This is a genomic window from Pseudomonas xionganensis, assembly GCF_009763245.1.
Classification (GTDB): Bacteria; Pseudomonadota; Gammaproteobacteria; order Pseudomonadales; family Pseudomonadaceae; genus Aquipseudomonas; species Aquipseudomonas xionganensis.
This window is the reverse complement of sequence record NZ_WKJZ01000001.1, coordinates 406129-426280: the sequence shown is the minus strand read 5'-3', so window position 1 is coordinate 426280 and position 20152 is coordinate 406129. Positions and strand designations below refer to the sequence as shown.

The 20152-nt window shown below is 61.4% G+C and carries 20 protein-coding genes; 8 read left to right on the top strand and 12 right to left on the bottom strand.

Going from position 1 to position 20152, the window contains the following annotated elements; genetic code table 11:
- Positions 1-2 precede the first annotated feature (2 nt).
- From yidD to rpmH, 3 genes are read right to left on the bottom strand one after another with little or no spacing between them, the layout of a single operon-like run.
- Entirely contained in the window at positions 3-248 is a 246-nt protein-coding gene (gene yidD, locus GJV18_RS01925; protein WP_160343037.1) for a membrane protein insertion efficiency factor YidD, read from the bottom strand.
- Positions 241-642 (bottom strand): ribonuclease P protein component, encoded by a 402-nt coding sequence (gene rnpA, locus GJV18_RS01920; protein ID WP_325065234.1) that lies wholly within the window; start codon positions 640-642, stop codon positions 241-243. The genes yidD and rnpA overlap by 8 nt, the downstream gene beginning before the upstream one ends.
- Positions 643-656: 14 nt before the next feature.
- Complete coding sequence (rpmH, locus tag GJV18_RS01915; RefSeq protein WP_003246698.1) at positions 657-791, bottom strand: 50S ribosomal protein L34; 135 nt, start codon at positions 789-791, stop codon at positions 657-659.
- A 524-nt stretch (positions 792-1315) separates the two neighbouring features.
- On the opposite strand from rpmH, the gene dnaA reads away from it, so the two are divergent.
- From dnaA to gyrB, 4 genes are read left to right on the top strand one after another with little or no spacing between them, the layout of a single operon-like run.
- The gene (gene dnaA, locus GJV18_RS01910) at positions 1316-2800 is read left to right on the top strand and encodes a chromosomal replication initiator protein DnaA (protein ID WP_160343035.1); all 1485 of its coding nucleotides are present in this window, start codon (positions 1316-1318) and stop codon (positions 2798-2800) included.
- Between the two features lie 31 nt (positions 2801-2831).
- Positions 2832-3935, top strand: coding sequence for a DNA polymerase III subunit beta (gene dnaN / locus GJV18_RS01905; protein WP_160343034.1), 1104 nt, complete (start codon positions 2832-2834; stop codon positions 3933-3935).
- 7 nt (positions 3936-3942) lie between these two features.
- A complete protein-coding gene (recF, locus tag GJV18_RS01900) occupies positions 3943-5046 on the top strand; it encodes a DNA replication/repair protein RecF (protein ID WP_160343033.1) in 1104 nt (367 codons plus the stop codon).
- 4 nt (positions 5047-5050) lie between these two features.
- The gene (gene gyrB / locus GJV18_RS01895) at positions 5051-7468 is read left to right on the top strand and encodes a DNA topoisomerase (ATP-hydrolyzing) subunit B (protein ID WP_160343032.1); all 2418 of its coding nucleotides are present in this window, start codon (positions 5051-5053) and stop codon (positions 7466-7468) included.
- Positions 7469-7639: 171 nt separating this feature from the next.
- Here the strand turns inward: gyrB and GJV18_RS01890 are convergent, their stop codons facing one another.
- The 4 genes from GJV18_RS01890 to glyQ form a co-directional block, all read right to left on the bottom strand.
- A complete protein-coding gene (locus GJV18_RS01890; protein ID WP_160343031.1) occupies positions 7640-8413 on the bottom strand; it encodes a lysophospholipid acyltransferase family protein in 774 nt (257 codons plus the stop codon).
- 33 nt (positions 8414-8446) lie between these two features.
- Positions 8447-8980: a D-glycero-beta-D-manno-heptose 1,7-bisphosphate 7-phosphatase gene (gene gmhB, locus GJV18_RS01885; protein WP_160343030.1), complete on the bottom strand. Its 534-nt coding sequence runs from the start codon at positions 8978-8980 to the stop codon at positions 8447-8449.
- A 141-nt stretch (positions 8981-9121) separates the two neighbouring features.
- Positions 9122-11176, bottom strand: a complete 2055-nt coding sequence (glyS, locus tag GJV18_RS01880; protein ID WP_160343029.1) for a glycine--tRNA ligase subunit beta — start codon at positions 11174-11176, stop codon at positions 9122-9124.
- A complete protein-coding gene (gene glyQ, locus GJV18_RS01875; RefSeq protein ID WP_160343028.1) occupies positions 11176-12156 on the bottom strand; it encodes a glycine--tRNA ligase subunit alpha in 981 nt (326 codons plus the stop codon). The genes glyS and glyQ overlap by 1 nt, the downstream gene beginning before the upstream one ends.
- A gap of 81 nt (positions 12157-12237) precedes the next feature.
- Here glyQ and GJV18_RS01870 point away from each other — a divergent pair, with 81 nt between their 5' ends.
- The 3 genes from GJV18_RS01870 to GJV18_RS01860 all read left to right on the top strand — a co-directional run bounded on the left by GJV18_RS01870 (position 12238) and on the right by GJV18_RS01860 (position 14073).
- Positions 12238-12795: a DNA-3-methyladenine glycosylase I gene (locus GJV18_RS01870; protein WP_160343027.1), complete on the top strand. Its 558-nt coding sequence runs from the start codon at positions 12238-12240 to the stop codon at positions 12793-12795.
- 55 nt (positions 12796-12850) lie between these two features.
- Complete coding sequence (locus tag GJV18_RS01865) at positions 12851-13738, top strand: lysophospholipid acyltransferase (RefSeq protein ID WP_160343026.1); 888 nt, start codon at positions 12851-12853, stop codon at positions 13736-13738.
- A gap of 68 nt (positions 13739-13806) precedes the next feature.
- Positions 13807-14073 carry a PilZ domain-containing protein gene (locus tag GJV18_RS01860; protein ID WP_160343025.1) on the top strand — a complete coding sequence of 89 codons (267 nt, stop codon included), beginning with the start codon at positions 13807-13809 and terminating at the stop codon, positions 14071-14073.
- A gap of 7 nt (positions 14074-14080) precedes the next feature.
- On the opposite strand, the gene GJV18_RS01855 is transcribed toward GJV18_RS01860, so the two are convergent.
- The 5 genes from GJV18_RS01855 to def all read right to left on the bottom strand — a co-directional run bounded on the left by GJV18_RS01855 (position 14081) and on the right by def (position 18946).
- The gene (locus tag GJV18_RS01855; protein WP_160343024.1) at positions 14081-14401 is read right to left on the bottom strand and encodes a tetratricopeptide repeat protein; all 321 of its coding nucleotides are present in this window, start codon (positions 14399-14401) and stop codon (positions 14081-14083) included.
- A 340-nt stretch (positions 14402-14741) separates the two neighbouring features.
- Positions 14742-16115, bottom strand: a complete 1374-nt coding sequence (gene trkA, locus GJV18_RS01850; RefSeq protein WP_160343023.1) for a Trk system potassium transporter TrkA — start codon at positions 16113-16115, stop codon at positions 14742-14744.
- An 11-nt stretch (positions 16116-16126) separates the two neighbouring features.
- Entirely contained in the window at positions 16127-17440 is a 1314-nt protein-coding gene (gene rsmB / locus GJV18_RS01845) for a 16S rRNA (cytosine(967)-C(5))-methyltransferase RsmB (RefSeq protein WP_160343022.1), read from the bottom strand.
- Positions 17437-18381: a methionyl-tRNA formyltransferase gene (gene fmt / locus GJV18_RS01840; protein WP_160343021.1), complete on the bottom strand. Its 945-nt coding sequence runs from the start codon at positions 18379-18381 to the stop codon at positions 17437-17439. Before fmt ends, rsmB begins: the two co-directional genes overlap by 4 nt.
- A gap of 58 nt (positions 18382-18439) precedes the next feature.
- Positions 18440-18946, bottom strand: a complete 507-nt coding sequence (gene def / locus GJV18_RS01835; protein WP_160343020.1) for a peptide deformylase — start codon at positions 18944-18946, stop codon at positions 18440-18442.
- A 153-nt stretch (positions 18947-19099) separates the two neighbouring features.
- On the opposite strand from def, the gene GJV18_RS01830 reads away from it, so the two are divergent.
- The gene (locus tag GJV18_RS01830; RefSeq protein WP_160343019.1) at positions 19100-20125 is read left to right on the top strand and encodes a LysM peptidoglycan-binding domain-containing protein; all 1026 of its coding nucleotides are present in this window, start codon (positions 19100-19102) and stop codon (positions 20123-20125) included.
- Positions 20126-20152 lie beyond the last annotated feature (27 nt).

Sequence of the window (20152 nt, the reverse complement as noted above, 5' to 3'; positions counted from 1 at the left end):
GATTATTCGGCCATCGAAGAGGAACGGGAGGATTGCACGGGTGGAACCGGATCGTAGCCGCCGGGATTCCACGGATGACAGCGACCAAGCCGACGAGCAGCCAGCCAGCCACCGCGCAGGACACCATATTGCTCAATGGCCTCTTGCGCGTAGCAGGAACAGCTTGGATAGAAGCGACAGTGACTGGCCATCAAAGGGCTGATGGCGTAGCGGTAGAACTGGATGGGAAGCAGGGCCAGTTTACGCATCGGGACAGTCGCTTATCCCGGCTGGGGCAGTAACTGCGGGCGTGACCTTGCTGCGTGCCAGGCGTTTCCAGAGTTTGCCAAACTGTTCAGCCAGTTCGGTGTTTTCCAGATCGCCCAAGCCCTTGCGCGCTACCACCACGATATCCCAGCCCACCAGTTTGTCCTGGTTGAGGCGAAAGGATTCACGGATCTGGCGTTTCAGGCGATTGCGCTCAACAGCGAGCTTGACGCTCTTCTTGCCAATCACCAGGCCCAAACGGGGGTGATCGAGCTCGTTGTTGCGCGCGAGCAGCAGGACATTTTTGCCCGGAGCTTTACCGCTAGGGGAGTCGAAGACTGCCTTGAACTGTCGGGGGGTTAGCAGACGCTTTGCCCGACTGAAGTCTCGACTCACCACAAGAACGGGATTTAGACGGTCAGACGCTTACGGCCCTTGGCGCGGCGACGCGACAGGACAGCACGGCCGTTCTTGGTGGCCATACGGGCACGGAAACCGTGGGTGCGGGCGCGTTTGATAGTGCTGGGTTGGAAAGTACGTTTCATGGTGCGGTACCTGGGTGGTCGACTACGGGCCGGAATGGCCCCCGTTTTTAAGAGACCGGCAATTCTAGAGAAACCAGCGGGTCAGGTCAATTTCCAACCAGCGCTTTTCCTGAATAAAAGAATATAGTGAAGAAAATCTTTAAAGATGTTTAGTAGCGTTTAAAGCTATTAGTCGGCACATGAGCTGTGCATAAGTGCCTGCAGCCCTTTGCTGATGGGCGCTTTCCGGAACCTGAAGCCTGTCGAAAAGCTTTGGGGCAACTGTGTGATCAGGGCGTACAAGCTGGGTATGAAAGGCTGATTTACCCACAGGCAGGTTTTCAACGGGTCTGCCCACAGGCTTATATGCAGGGCTCAAGAACGTTTATCCACAGGTTTTATGAGTCCGTACAGGATTACCCCGTGAGTCAATAAGGCATTGATTTTCCTTGGCTGCATCGGCGTTTTCATGTGGATAACTTGTCTGCCCGGGACTACAATGGCGGCTTGTTTTTGCCTCACCGCCTTTCCATTAGGGGACGCCTGTGTCTGTGGAACTTTGGCAGCAGTGCGTGGAACTTCTGCGCGACGAACTGCCTGCCCAGCAATTCAACACCTGGATCCGACCGTTGCAGGTCGAAGCGGAAGGCGATGAGCTGCGTGTCTACGCGCCAAACCGCTTTGTGCTCGACTGGGTCAACGAGAAATACCTGACCCGTCTGCTGGAGTTGCTCGGCGAACGTACCAATGGCCTGGTCCCCGCCCTTTCCTTATTGATAGGTAGCAAGCGTGGCGCTGCAGCACGTTCTGTGGCGCCCAGCACGGCAGCTCCAGCAGCTGCCAGCGCGGCGCCGCTCAACGAGCCGCTGGCACAGACGTCCCGGCAGTCGAACACTCAGGACGCCTTTAACGCCAACACCGCGCACGTGCATGTGTCGCCGGCCAGCAGTCCCTCCCAGCAGCCGGCACGCACAGAACGGACCGTGCAGGTCGAAGGCGCGCTCAAGCACACCAGTTATCTGAATCGGACCTTTACCTTCGACAACTTCGTCGAGGGCAAGTCCAACCAGTTGGCCCGCGCCGCAGCTTGGCAGGTGGCGGATAACCCCAAGCACGGTTACAACCCGCTGTTCCTCTATGGGGGTGTGGGCCTGGGCAAGACTCACCTGATGCATGCGGTGGGCAACCATCTGCTGGCCAAGAACCCCAACGCCAAGGTGGTCTACCTGCATTCCGAGCGCTTTGTCGCCGACATGGTCAAGGCGTTGCAGCTCAATGCGATCAACGAATTCAAGCGCTTCTACCGTTCGGTGGATGCGCTGCTGATCGACGACATCCAGTTCTTCGCCAAGAAAGAGCGTTCTCAGGAAGAGTTTTTCCACACCTTCAACGCCCTGCTCGAAGGCGGTCAGCAGGTGATTCTCACCAGTGACCGCTACCCGAAGGAGATCGAAGGCCTGGAAGAGCGCCTGAAATCACGCTTCGGCTGGGGCCTGACCGTGGCAGTGGAGCCGCCGGAGCTGGAAACCCGGGTGGCGATCCTGATGAAGAAGGCCGACCAGGCCAAAGTCGATCTGCCCCACGACGCCGCCTTCTTTATTGCACAGCGCATTCGCTCCAACGTGCGCGAGCTGGAAGGCGCGCTGAAACGGGTGATTGCCCACTCGCACTTCATGGGCCGTGATATCACCATCGAACTGATTCGCGAATCGCTCAAGGATCTGCTCGCCCTGCAGGACAAACTGGTCAGCATCGACAATATCCAGCGCACCACGGCCGAGTACTACAAGATCAAGATTTCCGACCTGCTTTCCAAGCGCCGTTCTCGTTCGGTGGCGCGACCGCGTCAGGTGGCCATGGCGTTGTCCAAGGAGCTGACCAATCACAGTCTGCCGGAAATTGGCGATGCCTTTGGTGGGCGCGATCACACGACGGTATTGCATGCTTGCCGTAAGATTGCTGAACTTAGGGAATCCGACGCGGACATCCGCGAGGACTACAAGAATTTGCTGCGCACGCTGACTACTTAATCCGCGACTCCACTAGGCAAGGGACTAGACCATGCATTTCACCATTCAACGCGAAGCCCTGTTGAAACCCCTGCAACTGGTCGCTGGTGTCGTGGAACGACGCCAGACCTTGCCAGTGCTCTCCAATGTGCTGCTGGTGGTCGAAGGCCAGCAATTGTCCCTGACCGGTACCGACCTTGAGGTCGAGCTGGTGGGCCGTGTCACCCTGGAGGAGCCGGCCGAGCCAGGCGAGATCACCGTACCGGCGCGCAAGCTGATGGACATCTGCAAAAGCCTGCCCAGTGATGCCCTGATCGATATCCGCATCGACGAGCAGAAGCTGCTGGTCAAGGCCGGGCGTAGCCGCTTTACCCTTTCCACCCTGCCGGCCAACGATTTCCCCACGGTCGAAGAAGGTCCCGGCTCTTTGACCTTCAACCTGGTGCAGAGCAAGGTACGTCGCCTGATCGAGCGCACCAGCTTCGCCATGGCCCAGCAGGATGTGCGCTACTACCTCAACGGCATGCTGCTGGAAGTGCAAAGCGGTCTGTTGCGCGCGGTAGCCACCGATGGTCACCGTCTGGCCATGTGTTCCATGGAAGCGGCCATCGAACAGGACGGCAAGCATCAGGTTATCGTGCCGCGAAAAGGTATCCTGGAGCTGGCACGTCTGCTCACTGAGCAGGATGGAAACGTCAGCATCGTGCTCGGTCAGCACCACATTCGCGCCACCACTGGTGAGTTTACCTTCACCTCCAAGCTGGTCGACGGCAAGTTCCCCGACTACGAGCGCGTGTTGCCCCGTGGCGGCGACAAGCTGGTGGTGGCTGATCGTCAGGGCCTGCGTGAAGCCTTTAGCCGCACGGCGATTCTCTCCAACGAGAAGTACCGTGGCATCCGTCTGCAACTGGAATCTGGTCTGCTGAAAATTCAGGCCAACAACCCGGAGCAGGAAGAAGCCGAAGAAGAAATCCTGGTGGACTACAATGGCAGCTCTCTGGAAATCGGTTTCAACGTCAGCTACCTGCTCGATGTGCTGAGCGTGATGACCACCGAACAGGTGCGTCTGATTCTCTCTGATGCCAACAGCAGTGCCCTGGTGCAGGAAGCCGACAACGACGATTCCTCTTACGTCGTTATGCCGATGCGTCTGTAATAGTTGCATGTCCCTTACTCGCTTTGCCGTCACCGCGGTGCGCAACCTGCACCCGGTGACCCTCTCCCCTTCCCCGCGTATCAATATCCTTTCCGGCGACAACGGCAGCGGCAAGACCAGTCTGCTTGAAGCCATTCACCTGCTTGGCCTGGCCCGTTCCTTTCGCAGCACCCGCCTGCTTCCTGTCATTCAGTACGAACAGCTGGCCTGCACCATCTTTGGCCAGGTGCAGTTGGCCGATGGGCGGCAGAGCAGTCTGGGTATTTCCCGGGATCGACAGGGTGAGTTTCAGATTCGTATCGACGGACAGAATGCGCGTAGTGCGGCCCAGCTTGCCGAAACCCTGCCACTGCAGTTGATCAACCCGGACAGTTTTCGCTTGCTGGAAGGCGCCCCAAAGATTCGTCGGCAGTTTCTCGACTGGGGAGTGTTCCACGTGGAACCTCGCTTTATGCCGGCCTGGCAGAGGCTGCAGAAGGCCCTGCGCCAGCGGAACTCATGGCTGCGCCGTGGTACACTTGACGCCGCTTCACAGGCGGCCTGGGACCGTGAATTGTGCCTGGCCAGCGACGAGATCGATGCCTACAGACGGGCCTATATTCAAGCCCTCAAGCCGGTCTTCGAGCGTACCCTGAGCGAGTTGCTGGACCTCGAAGGTTTAACCCTGAGTTACTACCGAGGCTGGGACAAGGAGCGCGAGTTGAATGACGTGCTCGCTGCCAGCCTGATCCGTGATCAGCAACTGGGGCACACCCAGTCGGGCCCGCAGCGCGCCGATTTACGATTGCGCCTAGGCGCCCATAATGCCGCGGAGATTCTGTCCCGTGGCCAACAGAAGTTGGTTGTATGTGCCCTGCGCATTTCTCAGGGCCATCTGGTTAACCAGGCCAAGCGCGGCCAATGCATCTATCTGGTGGATGACCTGCCGTCAGAACTGGATGAGCAGCATCGACGCGCTTTGTGCCGATTGTTGGAAGATTTGCACTGCCAGGTATTTATCACCTGTGTAGACCATGAATTGTTGAGGGAAGGCTGGCGCACGGATACGCCAGTGGCCATGTTCCACGTGGAACATGGTTGCATCACCCAGACCCACGACCACCGGGAGTGAAGGCATGAGCGAGAACCAAACGTACGACTCCAATAACATTAAGGTCCTCAAAGGCCTGGATGCCGTACGCAAGCGGCCTGGTATGTACATCGGCGATACCGACGATGGCAGCGGTCTGCACCACATGGTCTTCGAGGTGGTCGATAACTCGATTGACGAAGCTCTGGCCGGGCATTGCAGTGAGATCGTCATCACCATTCACCCGGATGAGTCGATCAGTGTGCGCGACAACGGGCGCGGTATTCCGGTGGACATCCACAAGGATGAAGGTGTTTCCGCCGCTGAAGTGATCATGACCGTACTGCATGCGGGTGGTAAATTCGACGACAACAGCTACAAGGTCTCCGGTGGTCTGCACGGTGTGGGTGTCTCCGTGGTCAACGCCCTGTCCAAGGAACTGGTCCTGACTATCCGTCGTGGCGGCAAGATCTGGGAACAGACCTATGTGCATGGTGTGCCCCAGGCTCCCCTGGCCGCCGTGGGTGATACCGAAGGCACCGGCACGCAGATCCACTTCAAACCCTCGGAAGAGACCTTCGCCAATATCCACTTCAGCTGGGACATTCTGGCCAAGCGATTGCGCGAACTGTCTTTCCTCAACTCTGGCGTCGGCATCCTGCTCAAGGATGAACGCAGCGGCAAGGAAGAGCTGTTCAAGTACGAAGGTGGTCTGCGCGCCTTCGTCGAATACCTCAACCACAACAAGACGGCGGTCAACCAGGTGTTCCACTTCACCGTGCAGCGTGATGACGGTGTCGGTGTGGAGGTCGCTCTGCAGTGGAACGACAGCTTCAACGAGAATCTGCTGTGCTTCACCAACAATATTCCCCAGCGTGATGGCGGTACCCACCTGGCCGGTTTCCGCTCGGCCCTGACGCGTAACCTGAACGCCTATATCGAGCAGGAAGGCCTGGCCAAGAAGCACAAGATCGCCACCACCGGTGACGATGCCCGGGAAGGTCTGACAGCCATCATTTCGGTAAAAGTACCGGATCCGAAGTTCAGCTCGCAGACCAAGGACAAGCTGGTTTCCAGCGAAGTGAAAACTGCGGTCGAGCAGGAAATGGGCAAATACTTCTCCGACTTCCTGCTGGAGAACCCCAACGAAGCCAAGGCCGTGGTCGGCAAGATGATCGACGCCGCGCGCGCCCGTGAAGCCGCGCGCAAGGCGCGGGAAATGACCCGCCGTAAAGGCGCTCTGGATATTGCCGGGCTGCCAGGCAAACTGGCCGACTGCCAGGAGAAGGACCCTGCCCTCTCCGAACTCTACATAGTGGAGGGTGACTCCGCGGGCGGTTCTGCCAAGCAGGGCCGCAACCGCAAGACCCAGGCCATCCTGCCGCTCAAGGGCAAGATCCTCAACGTCGAGAAAGCCCGCTTCGACAAGATGATTTCCTCCCAGGAAGTCGGCACCCTGATCACCGCCCTGGGCTGTGGTATCGGCCGCGATGAGTACAACATCGACAAGCTGCGTTATCACAACATCATCATCATGACCGATGCTGACGTCGACGGTTCGCACATCCGTACCCTGCTGCTGACCTTCTTCTTCCGTCAGCTGCCGGAGCTGATCGAGCGCGGTTATATCTATATCGCCCAGCCGCCACTGTACAAGGTCAAGAAGGGCAAGCAGGAGCAGTACATCAAGGACGACGAGGCCATGGATGAATACATGACCCAGTCGGCCCTGGAAGATGCCAGCCTGCATGTCAATGAAAGCGCCCCAGGCCTGTCCGGCGGTGCGCTGGAGCGTCTGGTCAATGATTACCGCCTGGTGATGAAGACCCTCAACCGTCTATCGCGTCTCTACCCCATCGAACTGACCGAGCATTTCGTCTATATCCCGCGGGTGGAAACCGAACAACTGGCGGACAAGGCAGCCATGCAACAATGGCTAGGACTGCTCGATACCCGCCTCAAGGGCATGGAAAAGTCCGGCCTTGTGTACAAGACCAGCCTGCACGAAGACACTGAACGCCACCTCTGGTTGCCTCAGGTAGAACTGGTTTCCCACGGGGTTTCCAGCTACATCATCTTCAACCGCGACTTCTTCGCCAGCAACGACTACAAGACGGTGACCAGCCTCGGTGACCAGCTGAACAACCTGCTGGAAGACGGTGCCTATGTGCAGCGTGGCGAGCGCAAGAAACCGGTCAGCACCTTCAAGGATGCGCTGGCCTGGTTGATGGCCGAAAGCACCAAGCGCCACAGCATTCAGCGCTATAAGGGGCTGGGTGAAATGAACCCGGACCAGCTGTGGGAAACCACCATGGACCCGGACGTGCGCCGCATGCTCAAGGTGCGTATTGAAGACGCCATCGCCGCCGACCAGATCTTCAACACCCTGATGGGCGATGCGGTAGAACCTCGTAGGGACTTTATCGAGACCAACGCCCTGGCGGTGTCCAACCTGGATTTCTAATCCAATGCGCACATAAAAAACCGGCTTAAAGCCGGTTTTTTATGTGCTGACAAATACTTATGCACCAAGAGCGTAAATTTTCTGATTAGGTAAAAGCTATATAAATCAGCAGACTGCAAGCTGTAATGGCACTCTGCTGGTATTTGACGCACAGCTTATCCACAGAATGGATCAGACCACTTCAGTGGCTTCGCAGGGCACGCTGTTGGCGCTCAGGGAACCGATTTCCCGTTGTGCCTGGCTGACCCATTCAAAGGCTCGGTCGTTGAGCTCGGCGATGGCACGGGGGCCTTCGCCCTGGGCGTGCATCAGCGGGCCGATCACCACCTGGATGGTGCCGGGGGTCTTGCTCCAGCCGTGCTTGGGCCAGAAGTGCCCGGCATTGTGGGCAATCGGCAGTACCGGCAGGTTGGCGTTGACTGCCAGGGCAGCGCCGCCGCGGCTGAACTTGCCGATCTGGCCTGGGGGAATGCGTGTGCCTTCCGGGAAGATCAGGACCCAGGCGCCCTGCCCCAGGCGTTCATGGCCCTGCTTGGCCAGCTGCTTGAGGGCGGCCTTGGGGTTGCTGCGGTCGATGGCAATGGGCTTGAGCATGGCCATGGCCCAGCCGAAGAACGGCACGTACAGCAGCTCACGCTTGAGCACCTGGCTCAGGGGCTCGAACAGGGCGGAGAGGAAGAAGGTTTCCCAGGTGCTCTGGTGCTTGGCCAGGATCACGCAGGGCTGTTCGGGGATGTTCTCCAGGCCTTTGACTTCATAGTTGATGCCAACCAGAACCTTGGCCAGCCATACAGCGCAGCGGCACCAGTTCTGGATCACGAAGCGGTAGCGGGCGCGGAAAGACAGGAAGGGCGCAACGAAGACGCTGATGATGCACCAGACAAAGGCGCTGGATGCGAGAAGAAAGTAGAAAAGAACCGTTCTGAAGGCCTGCACTGTCGACATGGGTAGCGTTACCGTCGCAGGCCTGGGCCTGCTTTATAAGTGGAGGAGCTGGTCGGCGACTGCCGCCAGATCATCGAATACCAGGGTGCCCGCTGGCAATGGCTTGGCCAGGGTACGTTCGCCTTTGCCGGTCTTTACCAGAACCGGCTGACAATCGACGGCCCGGGCGGCGCTCAGGTCACCGCTGCTGTCGCCGACAAACCAGATGCCCTTGAGCATGACGCCATAGTACGCCGCTATCTGCTCCAGCATGCCAGGTTTGGGTTTGCGGCAGCTGCAGTCGTCATCCGGGCCATGGGGGCAGTGGACGATCAGGCCGAGTTCACCACCCTGCTCCGCCACCAGTTCGCGCAGGCGTGTGTGCATGGCCTGCAGGGTGGCTTCGTCGTAGTAGCCGCGAGCGAGGCCGGACTGGTTGGTGGCCACGGCCACGGTCCATCCGGCCTTGGACAAGCGAGCGATGGCCTCGATGGCCCCGGGAATGGGAATCCACTCGTCGAGGGATTTGATATAGGCGTCGGAGTCGTGATTGATCACGCCGTCGCGGTCGAGAATCAGCAGTTTCATAACGGCACAGCTTCGTAGGATGGGTTAGCCGCCATGCGGCGTAACCCATCGTATATGCAGGGTGATGGGTATCGCTGCGCTCCACCCATCCTACGATCAATTCAGGACGTAGGGTGGACAGGCCGAAGGCTTGTCCATCGCTTATCCCAAAACCGAGATATCGGCGACGCCAAGGAACAGGCCGCGTAGCTTGGCCAACAGGGCGTAACGGTTGGCGCGGACCTTGGCGTCTTCGGCGTTGACCAGCACGGCCTCGAAGAAGGCATCCACCGGCTCGCGCAGGTTGGCCAGCTGGCTCAGGGCCAGGTTGTACTGGCGCGCTGCCGCCAGGGGCTGCACCCCATGCTCGGCCTGCTGGATGGCGGCGTTCAGGGCAAACTCGCTGGGGTTGTCGAAGTAGTGGGCTTCGACACTGGCAGCCACCTGCCCTTCGGCCTTGGCCAGGATATTCGATACACGCTTGTTGGCGGCGGCCAGGGCTTCGGCCTGGGGCAGGCTGCGGAAGGCCTGCACGGCCTGTACGCGCTGGTCGAAGTCCAGCGGCGAGGTCGGGCTGACGGCGCGCACAGCCTGGTACACGGCCACGTCCACGCCTTCGTCCTCGTAACGGGCGCGCAGGCGGTCGAAGATAAAGTCCAACACCTGGGGCGCCAGGCCTTCGGCCTTGACCTTGCCGGCGAACTGCTCGATGGCGAAGGTGACGGCCTCGGCCAGATCCAGATCCAGTTCCTTCTCAATCAGGATGCGCAGCACGCCCAAGGCGGCGCGGCGCAGGGCGTAGGGGTCCTTGGAGCCTGTGGGCAGCATGCCGATGCCGAAGATGCCCACCAGGGTGTCCAGCTTGTCGGCCAGGGCCACGGCGGCGCCGGTCAGGGTGCTGGGCAGCTCGGCGCCGGCACCGCGGGGCATATATTGCTCGTTGAGGGCCAGGGCCACGTCTTGCGGCTCGCCATCATTGAGGGCGTAGTAGTAGCCGGCGATGCCCTGCATCTCGGGGAACTCGCCGACCATCTCGCTGGCCAGGTCGCACTTGCACAGCAGGCCGGCGCGGGCGGCGCGCTGGGCGTCACCCTTGATGCGCTGGGCGATAAAACCGGCCAGGGCGGAAACCCGCTGGGCCTTGTCGAACACGCTACCGAGCTGAGCCTGGAACACCACATTGGCCAGGCGCAGGTTGAAGCTTTCCAGCTTCTGCTTCTTGTCTTGCTTGAAGAAGAACTCGGCGTCGGTCAGGCGTGGGCGCACCACCTTCTCGTTGCCGGCCACGATCTGCGCCGGGTCCTTGGACTCGATATTGGCCACGGTGATAAAGCGCGGCAGCAGCTTGCCACCCGCATCCAGCAGGCAGAAGTACTTCTGGTTGTCCTGCATGGTGGTGATCAGGGCTTCCTGGGGTACCTCAAGGAAACGCTCCTCGAAGGCGCAGACCAGCGGCACCGGCCACTCCACCAGGGCGCTGACTTCATCCAGCAGCGCTGGCGGAACGATGGCGCTGCCCTGCTCGGCGGTGGCCAGCTGTTCGATGCGGGCGGCGATCTGCGCGCGGCGCTCGGCAAAATCGGCAATCACATAGGCGCTGCGCAGGTCTTCGGCGTAGCTGGCCGGGCTGCTGATGCGCACCTCATGGTTGGCGTGGAAGCGATGGCCACGGGAAATGCGTCCGGCCTTCTGGGCGAGGATCTCGCAGTCGATCACCTCATCACCGAACAGCATCACCAGCCACTGGCTGGGGCGAACGAATTCGGTCTTGCGCGCACCCCAGCGCATGCGCTTGGGGATCGGCAGCTCGTTCAGCGAGGTCTCGACGATGCCGGGCAGCAGGCCGGCGGCGGCCTGGCCCGGGATATGCTGGCTGAACTTGAGCTTGGGCCCACTGCGGTCTATATCGGCCAGGTCGACGCCACATTTCTTGGCGAAACCCAGGGCGGCCTGGGTGGGGTTGCCGTCCTTGTCGAAGGCAGCCTGCACGGGCGGGCCGTCGAGGTTCTGGGTGCGATCCGGCTGCTGGTTGGCCAGCTGCTCGACCAGCACCGCCAGACGCCGGGGTGCGGCGTAGTAGCGGGCGCCGCTGTAGCTCAGGCCGGCGCCTTTCAGGCCCTTCTCGATGCCTGCGAGGAAGGCTTCGCCCAGGGTCTTCAGGGCCTTGGGTGGCAGCTCTTCGGTGCCCAGCTCTACAAGAAAATCATGGGCGCTCATCAGTTGGCCTCCTTCAGGTTGTCGTCCGCCAGCAGGCCGGCCTCATTCAGCTTGCCCAGCACCTCGTCGCGCAGTTCGGCGGTGGCCATGGGGAAGCCCAGGCGGGCGCGGGCCAGCAGGTAGCTCTGGGCGATATTACGGGCCAGGGTACGCACGCGCAGGATGTACTGCTGACGAGCGGTGACCGAGATGGCGCGGCGCGCATCCAGCAGGTTGAAGGTGTGCGAGGCCTTGATCACCATCTCATAGGCCGGCAGCGGCAGCTGGACGTCCATCAGGCGGTTGGCTTCGCCTTCGTAGAAGTCGAACAGTTCGAACAGCTTGTCGACATTGGCGTGTTCGAAGTTGTAGGTGGACTGCTCCACCTCGTTCTGGTGGAACACGTCCCCATAGGTCACGGTGCCGAAGGGGCCGTCGGTCCAGATCAGGTCGTAGACCGAGTCCACACCCTGCAGGTACATGGCCAGGCGCTCCAGGCCGTAGGTGATCTCGCCGGTGACCGGGTAGCACTCCACCCCGCCGACCTGCTGGAAGTAGGTGAACTGGGTGACTTCCATGCCGTTGAGCCAGACTTCCCAGCCCAGGCCCCAGGCGCCCAGGGTCGGCGACTCCCAATTGTCTTCGACAAAGCGGATATCGTGCACGCTGGTGTCCACGCCAATCCGGCGCAGGGACTCCAGGTACAGGTCCTGGATATTTTCCGGGTTGGGTTTGAGCACCACCTGGAACTGGTAGTAGTGCTGCAGGCGGTTGGGGTTCTCGCCATAGCGGCCGTCGGCGGGACGGCGGGACGGCTGCACATAGGCGGCGTTCCAGGTCTCGGGGCCGATGGCACGCAGGAAGGTGGCGGTGTGGAAGGTGCCCGCACCCATTTCCATATCGTAGGGCTGCAGTACCACGCAGCCCTGCTCGGCCCAGTACTGCTGCAGGGCGAGGATCAAGTCTTGGAAGGTGCGCACGGCAGGCGTAGTCTGGCTCACGAAAAATTCACCTGTTGGCTGCGACAGAAAGGGCGGGAGTATACCCCAATCCGCGCCGCCTCCACTGCCCTGGAAGGCCCTATGCCACGCTGCTTTTGGTGCACCGATGACCCGCTGTACGTCGCCTACCACGACCACGAATGGGGCGTGCCGCTGCGCGACCCGCAGGCGCTGTTCGAATTGCTGCTGCTGGAGGGTTTCCAGGCCGGCCTGTCGTGGATCACCGTGCTGAAAAAGCGCGAACGCTACCGTGAGGTGCTGTTTGGCTTCGACGTGCAGCGCCTGGCCGCGCTGACGGATGAGTACATCGAACAGACCCTGATGCAGGATGCCGGGATTATCCGCAACCGCCTGAAGCTCAGGGCCGCACGGCAGAATGCCCAGGCCTGGTTGCGCCTGGATGATCCCGTGGCGCTGCTCTGGTCCTTTGTCGGTGGCGTGCCAAAAATCAATCACTTCAGTGAACGCAGCCAGGTGCCGGCGGTGACCGCCGAGGCCGAGGCCATGAGTCGCGCGCTGAAGAAGGCCGGCTTTACCTTTGTCGGCCCGACCATCTGCTACGCCTACATGCAGGCCGCCGGTATGGTGATGGATCACACCATCGATTGCGATCGCTACGCCGCCCTTTGCCAGGGCTGACCAGACGTTTGCTCTGGCGGTTACAATGAGCGCCTTTTGACCCTTGGAGTCCTGTGTGGAAAAGCTCAAAGGTGCCCTGGTGGTGGGCCTTCTGCGTGTGTTCGCCTTGCTGCCCTGGGGCGCCGTGCAGGTGGTGGGCGCGGCCATTGGCTGGCTGATGTGGAAGCTGCCGAACCGCTCCCGTGAAGTGGTGAGGATCAACCTGGCGGGCTGTTTTCCCGAGCTGACGGAACCGCAGCGCGAAGCCATGGTGGGTCAGTGCCTGCGTGATACCGGCAGGACCCTGACCGAAAGCGCCTGTTCCTGGATCTGGCCAGCCCACAAGACGCTGGGCCTGATCAAGCAGGTGGAGGGGCTGCCGGTGCTGCAGGCGGCCCTGGACCGGGGCAAGGGTGTGGTGCTGATCAGCAGCCACCTGGGTAACTGGGAAGTGCTGCTGCAATATGCCTCTTCCATCTGCCAGCCTGTGCTGTTGTACCGGCCGATCAAGATGCAGGCGGTCGATGAGTTGCTGCAGGAGAAACGAGCCCAGCTGGGCAGCACCATGGCCCCTTCGACCAAGGAGGGCATCCTTAGCCTGATCAAGGCCGTGCGCAAAGGCGGCGTGGCCGGTATCGCCGCCGATCCCGAACCGAGCCTGAGCAGCGGTGTATTCGTGCCCTTTTTCGGCGTCCCGGCGCTGACCAGCAAGTTCGTGCCGTCCCTGGTGCAGGGGCACAAGGCCGAAGCGGTTTTTATCCATGCCCTGCGTCTGGACGATGGCAGCGGCTATCGGGTGGTGATCGAGGCTGCGCCCGAGGCGCTCTATGGCGAGGATATCGAGGCGGCGGTCAGCGCCCTCAACCAGGGCATCGAAAAGCAGGTACGCCAGGCGCCCAGCCAATATATGTGGAACATGAAACGCTTCAAGAAGCGCCCGGCAGGCGAAGCCAAGTGGTATTGAACAGCGTCGATTTGCCCGTGGGGGGCGCTGTCGGCTAGTCTGCTGAAATCGACCCGGATGGATCCAGCATGAGCGACCAGCGTCATAATGTCCGCACCCCCCTCAAGGTTCGTCTGCGCATCGAGCACCCGCTGCATGGCGAAATGCTGGTGAGCACCCGGGACATCTCCGATACAGGGGTCTATATCCTGCTGGATCAGGCCCATGACCTGCTCACGATTGGTGAGCGGGTCAGTGGCCAGGTGCAGGGCTTGCCGATGGAGGCGCCGATCCTGCAGCTGGAGGTGGTGCGGGTCGAGCTGCTGGGCGTTGGTTTGCGCTTTATCAAGGATTGAGCCGTGCTCAGCCCTGCGAGTGCTTGTCCAGGCGCTTGAGAAAGACCGTCATTTCCTTTTCCGCCTGCTTGTCGCCCTTCTCACGGGCCACTGCCAGGCCCTGTTGCCAGGCCCCTCGCGCGTCATCCAGCAGACTCTGCTTTTGCAGGGCCTGGCCGAGCAGTTTCCACGCCGCCGAATAGCCGGGGTCCAGTTTCACGCAGCGTTGCAGGTGTTCGGCGGCGCGGGCGAATTCGCCGGTATCCAGATAGCCCTTGCCCAGGCCGAAACGCAGCAGCGCGTTATCCAGGCCCTTGGCCAGCATATTTTCCAGGGATTGGATACTCATGGCAGATCCTGCTTGATAGCCCGGATGCAATCCGGGGTCAGCGTGCCGGCTTGCCCGGATTGGCTTCGGACGAGTGATGGCCTTAGCAGGTTGTTGAAAAGCTACCTGCGTTGCCATCGCGGCGTTAAAAACAGGCTCACAGCCAACGGCTGAACGTGCTTTAGCACGGCCCCGAAGGGGTGAGCGAAGCGAATCAAATGCTCATTTACCACTTGTAAACTGCGCTTTTGACTCACTGCGTTCGCCCTGCGGGCCAGCCTGCGGCTGTTACTCCGCTTCGCTGCGTAGCGCCTGTTTTTGCCTTGCGCTGGCGGCCTCGTCAACGCTTTTCAACAGCCTGCTAGAAGAAGGTTAGCCCGACCTGGAACAGGCGTTCGGCGTCGCGGATATATTTCTTGTCGACCAGGAACAGGATCACATGGTCGCCGGACTCGATCACCGTCTTGTCGTGGGCGATCAGCACCTCGTCGTCGCGGATAATGGCGCCGATGGTGGTGCCCGGCGGCAGGGCGATTTCCTGAATGGCGCGGCCGACCACCTTGCTCGACTTGGCATCACCATGGGCAATCGCCTCGATGGCCTCGGCAGCGCCACGGCGCAGGCTGTGCACGCTTTCGATATCGCCACGGCGCACGTGGGTCAGCAGGGTGCCGATGGTGGCCAGCTGCGGGCTGATGGCGATGTCGATTTCGCCGCCCTGGACCAGGTCGACATAGGCCGGGTTGTTGATGATGGTCATCACCTTGCGCGCACCCAGGCGTTTGGCCAGCAGCGAGGACATGATATTGGCCTCGTCGTCGTTGGTCAGCGCGAGGAAGATATCGGCATCGTTGATGTTCTCCTCCACTAGCAGATCGCGGTCCGAGGCGCTGCCCTGCAGCACGATGGTGCTGTCCAGGGTTTCCGAGAGGTAGCGGCAGCGCGCCGGGTTCATCTCGATGATCTTCACCTGATAGCGGCTCTCGATGGCCTCGGCCAGGCGCTCGCCGATATGCCCGCCGCCAGCGATCACCACCTTCTTGTAGCTGTCTTCCATACGGCGCATTTCGCTCATCACCGCACGGATATGGGCCTTGGCGGCGATAAAGAACACCTCGTCGTCCGCTTCGATCACCGTGTCGCCCTGGGGCATGATCGCCCGGTTGCGGCGGAAGATGGCGGCCACGCGGGTGTCGACATTGGGCATATGCTCGCGCAGCTGACGCAGCTGCTGACCGACCAGCGGCCCGCCGTAGTAAGCCTTGACCGCCACCAGCTGGGCCTTGCCTTCGGCGAAGTCGATCACCTGCAGGGCGCCGGGGTATTCGATCAGGCGCTTGATGTAGTTGGTCACCACCTGCTCGGGGCTGATCAGCACGTCGACCGGGATCGACTCGTTGCTGAACAGGCCGCTGCGGGTCAGGTAGGCCGCCTCGCGCACCCGGGCGATCTTGGTCGGGGTGTGGAACAGGCTGTAGGCCACCTGGCAGGCGATCATGTTGATTTCATCGCTGTTGGTCACCGCCACCAGCATGTCGGCGTCGTCCGCGCCGGCCTGGCGCAGCACCGTGGGGAAGGAGCCGCGACCCTGTACGGTACGAATATCCAGGCGGTCGCCGAGGTCGCGCAGGCGGTCGCCGTCGGTGTCGACCACGGTGATGTCGTTGGCCTCGCTGGCCAGGTGTTCAGCCAGGGTGCCACCAACCTGACCTGCTCCGAGAATGATGATCTTCACAGCGTGCTCCGTTAGCCGCGGGGTGAGGCGGCGATCTTGATCAGCTTGGCATAGTAGAAGCCGTCATGGCCGTCGATTTGCGGCAACAACTGGCGACCATGGGTGGCCTTGAGGCCGAACGGACCGGGGATATCCAGCTCGCGGGCGCTAGGGGTACGGGCCAGAAAGGCGGCGATGGTGTCGCTGTTCTCCGCCGGCAGCACCGAGCAGGTGGCGTAGAGCAGGATGCCGCCAACTTCCAGGGTCGGCCACAGGGCATCCAGCAGTTCGCCCTGCAGCTGGGCCAGGGCAGTGATGTCTTCTGGTTGACGGGTCAGTTTGATATCCGGGTGGCGACGAATCACCCCGGTGGCCGAACAGGGCGCATCCAGCAGGATGCGCTGAAAGGCCTGGCCATCCCACCAGGCCTGGGTATCGCGGCCATCGGCGGCAATCAGCTGGGCATCCAGGCCCAGGCGTTGCAGATTCTCGCGCACCCGCGCCAGGCGCTTTTCTTCCAGATCCACCGCCAGCACGCCGGCCAGCTGTGGCTCGGCTTCCAGCAGGTGGCAGGTCTTGCCGCCGGGCGCGGCGCAGGCATCCAGCACCCGTTGGCCGGGGGCCAGATCGAGCAGGTCGGCGGCCAGCTGCGCCGCTTCGTCCTGCACGCTGACGCGGCCGTCGGCAAAGCCCGGCAGGGTGGTGACATCGCAGGCCTGCAGCAAACGAATGCCGTCTTGGCTATAGGTGCAGGATTCGGCCTCAAAGCCGACACGGCGCAGTTCGGCCAGGTAGTCGTCACGGCTGCCATGGCGGCGATTGACCCGCAGGATCAGCGGCGGGTGGGCGTTGTTGGCGGCGCAGATGGCCTGCCACTGCTCGGGCCAGTCGGCCTTCAGGCGCTTCTGCAGCCAGCGCGGGTGGGCCGTATGCAGAACCGGGTCGCGGTCGAGGCCGGCGATAATGGTCTCGCCGTCACGCTGGGCATTGCGCAGCACGGCATTGAGCAGGCCCTTGAGCGAGGACTTCTTCAGTTTGTCGACGCAGGCCACCGTCTCGCCGATGGCGGCATGGGCCGGAATGCGGGTGTAGAACAGCTGATACAGACCGATCAGCAGCAGCGCCTCGACGTCGCGGTCGGTGGCCTTGAACGGCTTTTGCAGCAGCTGTTCGGCGATCAGGGCCAACCGTGGCTGCCAGCGCGCGGCGCCAAAGGCCAGATCCTGGGCCAGACCGCGATCGCGGGCTTCGACCCTGTCCAGCAGTGGCGGCAGGCTGCTGCCCAGCGAGGCCTTGCCGGCCAGCACGCTGGCCAGGGCGCGGGCGGCGGCGAGACGCGGATTCATGCGCCCAACACCAGGCCAACGGCAAACTGCTCGCGGCGGCTGTTGTACAGGTCGCTGAAGTTCAGCGCCTTGCCGCCGGGCAGCTGCAGGCGGGTCAGGCGCAGTGCGCCTTGGCCACAGGCCACGGTCAGGCCGGATTTATCGGCAGCGAGAATAGTGCCTGGGGCACCACTGCCCTCGCCCAGTGTTGCCGCATGTACTTTCAGGGCTTCGCCATTAAGCGTGCTATGGCAGATCGGCCAGGGATGGAAGGCACGCACCAGACGCTCCAGTTCGATGGCCGGGCGGCTCCAGTCCAGGCGCGCTTCATCCTTGTTCAGCTTGTGCGCGTAGGTGGCCAGGCTGTCGTCCTGCACCTCGCCCTTGAGGGTGCCGGCAGCCAGACCGCTGATCGCCTCGATCACCGCCCGGGGGCCGAGCTGGGCCAGGCGGTCATGCAGGCTGCCACCGGTATCGTCTGCGGCAATGGGGGTGCTGACTTTCAGCAGCATCGGCCCGGTATCCAGGCCGGCTTCCATCTGCATCACGGTCACGCCTGACTCGGCATCGCCAGCTTCGACGGCACGCTGGATCGGCGCCGCGCCGCGCCAACGTGGCAGCAGCGAGGCATGGCTGTTGATGCAGCCCAGGCGCGGGGTATCCAGCACCACCTGCGGCAGGATCAGGCCGTAGGCCACCACCACCATCAGGTCGGGCTTGAGCGCAGCCAGTTCGGCCTGGGCGGCGGGGTCACGCAGGGTCTGCGGTTGGTACACCGGGATGCCATGCTCCAAGGCCAACTGCTTGACCGGGCTGGGTGTGAGCTTCTGTCCACGGCCGGCAGGGCGATCCGGCTGGCTGTACACCGCGACGATCTGATGGGGGCTGTTTAATAGCGCCTTAAGGTGCTCGGCGGCGAATTCGGGGGTGCCGGCAAAGACAATGCGCAAAGAATCAGACATGGGTTCTCACTGCTAGAAAGAAAAAGGCTTGCCGCAGCAAGCCTTTGCAATATCGAAGTCAGGCGCGCTGACGATGCTGTTTTTCCAGCTTTTTCTTGATCCGGTCGCGCTTGAGGTTGGACAGGTAGTCGACAAACAGCTTGCCATTGAGGTGATCACACTCATGCTGAATGCACACGGCGAGCAGGCCTTCGGCGATCAGCTCATAGGGCTGGCCATCGCGGTCCAGGGCCTTGATCCTGACCTTCTGCGGGCGGTCGACGTTCTCATAGAAGCCGGGCACCGACAGGCAGCCTTCCTGGTACTGATCCATCTCCTCGGTGAGCGGTTCGAACTCGGGGTTGATAAACACCCGCGGCTCGGACTTGTCTTCGGACAGGTCCATCACCACTACGCGCTTGTGCACGTTGACCTGGGTGGCGGCCAGACCGATACCGGGGGCGTCGTACATGGTCTCGAACATGTCGTCGACCAGCTGACGAATGGAGTCGTCGACCACGTCCACCGGTTTGGCGATGGTACGCAGGCGTGGATCGGGAAATTCGAGGATATTCAGGATCGCCATATGCGTTTGTGATGCACTTGTGGAATAAAGTCAAAATCCGCTGCTAAGATGATGAGCAGCATTGGAAAAACGGCTTCACGCCGCGTTCCCACTGGGTTCAGTCGCGGCGCTAGGGCGCTCCACGTGTAGACACATAATAAAGGGATTCACCGCATGAGGAAATCACTACTCGCCCTGCTGCTGCTTGCCGCAAGCGGCTTGGCCCAGGCAGAAGTGCAACTCAAGGACGGTCACCCAGACCGTTATACCGTGGTCAAAGGCGATACCCTGTGGGATATCTCCGGTCGATTTCTGACCCAGCCCTGGAAATGGCCGGAAATCTGGCATGCCAACCCCCAGGTGGAAAACCCCCATCTGATCTACCCCGGCGATCAGCTCAGCCTGGTATATGTCGACGGTCAGCCGCGTCTGATGCTCAACCGTGGTGAATCCCGCGGCACCATCAAACTGTCGCCGCAGGTGCGCAGCACGCCCATGGCCGAAGCCATCCCGGCCATTCCGCTGGAGGCGATCAACAGCTTCCTGCTGAGCAACCGTATCGTCGATACGCCTGAGCAGTTCGATGCCGCGCCCTATATCGTCGCCGGCAATGCCGAGCGCGTGGTCAGCGGTGCCGGTGACCGGGTCTACGCCCGTGGCCAGTTCGACGAGCGTGCGCCGGTGTATGGCATCTTCCGCCAGGGCAAGACCTATCTGGATCCGGATACCCAGGAATTTCTAGGGATCAACGCCGACGATATCGGCAGTGGGCAGATCGTCGCCGAGGAAGGCGATATCGGCACCATGCTGCTGACCCGCTCGACTCAGGAAGTGCGTCTGGCTGACCGTTTGTTCCCCACCGAGGAGCGTTCGATCAACTCGTCATTTATGCCCAGCGAGCCGGCCAATGAAATCAATGGGGTGATCCTCGATGTGCCCCGTGGCGTGACTCAGATTGGTCAGTTCGATGTGGTCACCCTGAACAAGGGCGCCCGTGATGGTCTGGTAGAAGGCAATGTGCTGGCCATCTACAAGACCGGTGAAACCGTGCGTGACCGGGTCACTGGCGAAGCGGTGAAGATCCCGGACGAGCGCTCGGGCCTGCTGATGGTGTTCCGTACCTACGACAAGCTCAGCTACGCCCTGGTGCTGAACGCCTCGCGTCAGCTGGCGATTCTCGACAAGGTGCGTAACCCGTAACACCCACAAGCCCCGCTTTCGCGGGGT

Coding starts and splice junctions, on each gene's coding strand:
- yidD (WP_160343037.1), bottom strand. CDS start 248: ATGCGTAAACTGGCCCTGCTTCCCATCCAGTTCTACCGCTACGCCATC.
- rpmH (WP_003246698.1), bottom strand. CDS start 791: ATGAAACGTACTTTCCAACCCAGCACTATCAAACGCGCCCGCACCCAC.
- dnaN (WP_160343034.1), top strand. CDS start 2,832: ATGCATTTCACCATTCAACGCGAAGCCCTGTTGAAACCCCTGCAACTG.
- recF (WP_160343033.1), top strand. CDS start 3,943: ATGTCCCTTACTCGCTTTGCCGTCACCGCGGTGCGCAACCTGCACCCG.
- gyrB (WP_160343032.1), top strand. CDS start 5,051: ATGAGCGAGAACCAAACGTACGACTCCAATAACATTAAGGTCCTCAAA.
- GJV18_RS01890 (WP_160343031.1), bottom strand. CDS start 8,413: ATGTCGACAGTGCAGGCCTTCAGAACGGTTCTTTTCTACTTTCTTCTC.
- gmhB (WP_160343030.1), bottom strand. CDS start 8,980: ATGAAACTGCTGATTCTCGACCGCGACGGCGTGATCAATCACGACTCC.
- glyS (WP_160343029.1), bottom strand. CDS start 11,176: ATGAGCGCCCATGATTTTCTTGTAGAGCTGGGCACCGAAGAGCTGCCA.
- GJV18_RS01870 (WP_160343027.1), top strand. CDS start 12,238: ATGCCACGCTGCTTTTGGTGCACCGATGACCCGCTGTACGTCGCCTAC.
- GJV18_RS01860 (WP_160343025.1), top strand. CDS start 13,807: ATGAGCGACCAGCGTCATAATGTCCGCACCCCCCTCAAGGTTCGTCTG.
- GJV18_RS01855 (WP_160343024.1), bottom strand. CDS start 14,401: ATGAGTATCCAATCCCTGGAAAATATGCTGGCCAAGGGCCTGGATAAC.
- rsmB (WP_160343022.1), bottom strand. CDS start 17,440: ATGAATCCGCGTCTCGCCGCCGCCCGCGCCCTGGCCAGCGTGCTGGCC.
- fmt (WP_160343021.1), bottom strand. CDS start 18,381: ATGTCTGATTCTTTGCGCATTGTCTTTGCCGGCACCCCCGAATTCGCC.
- def (WP_160343020.1), bottom strand. CDS start 18,946: ATGGCGATCCTGAATATCCTCGAATTTCCCGATCCACGCCTGCGTACC.
- GJV18_RS01830 (WP_160343019.1), top strand. CDS start 19,100: ATGAGGAAATCACTACTCGCCCTGCTGCTGCTTGCCGCAAGCGGCTTG.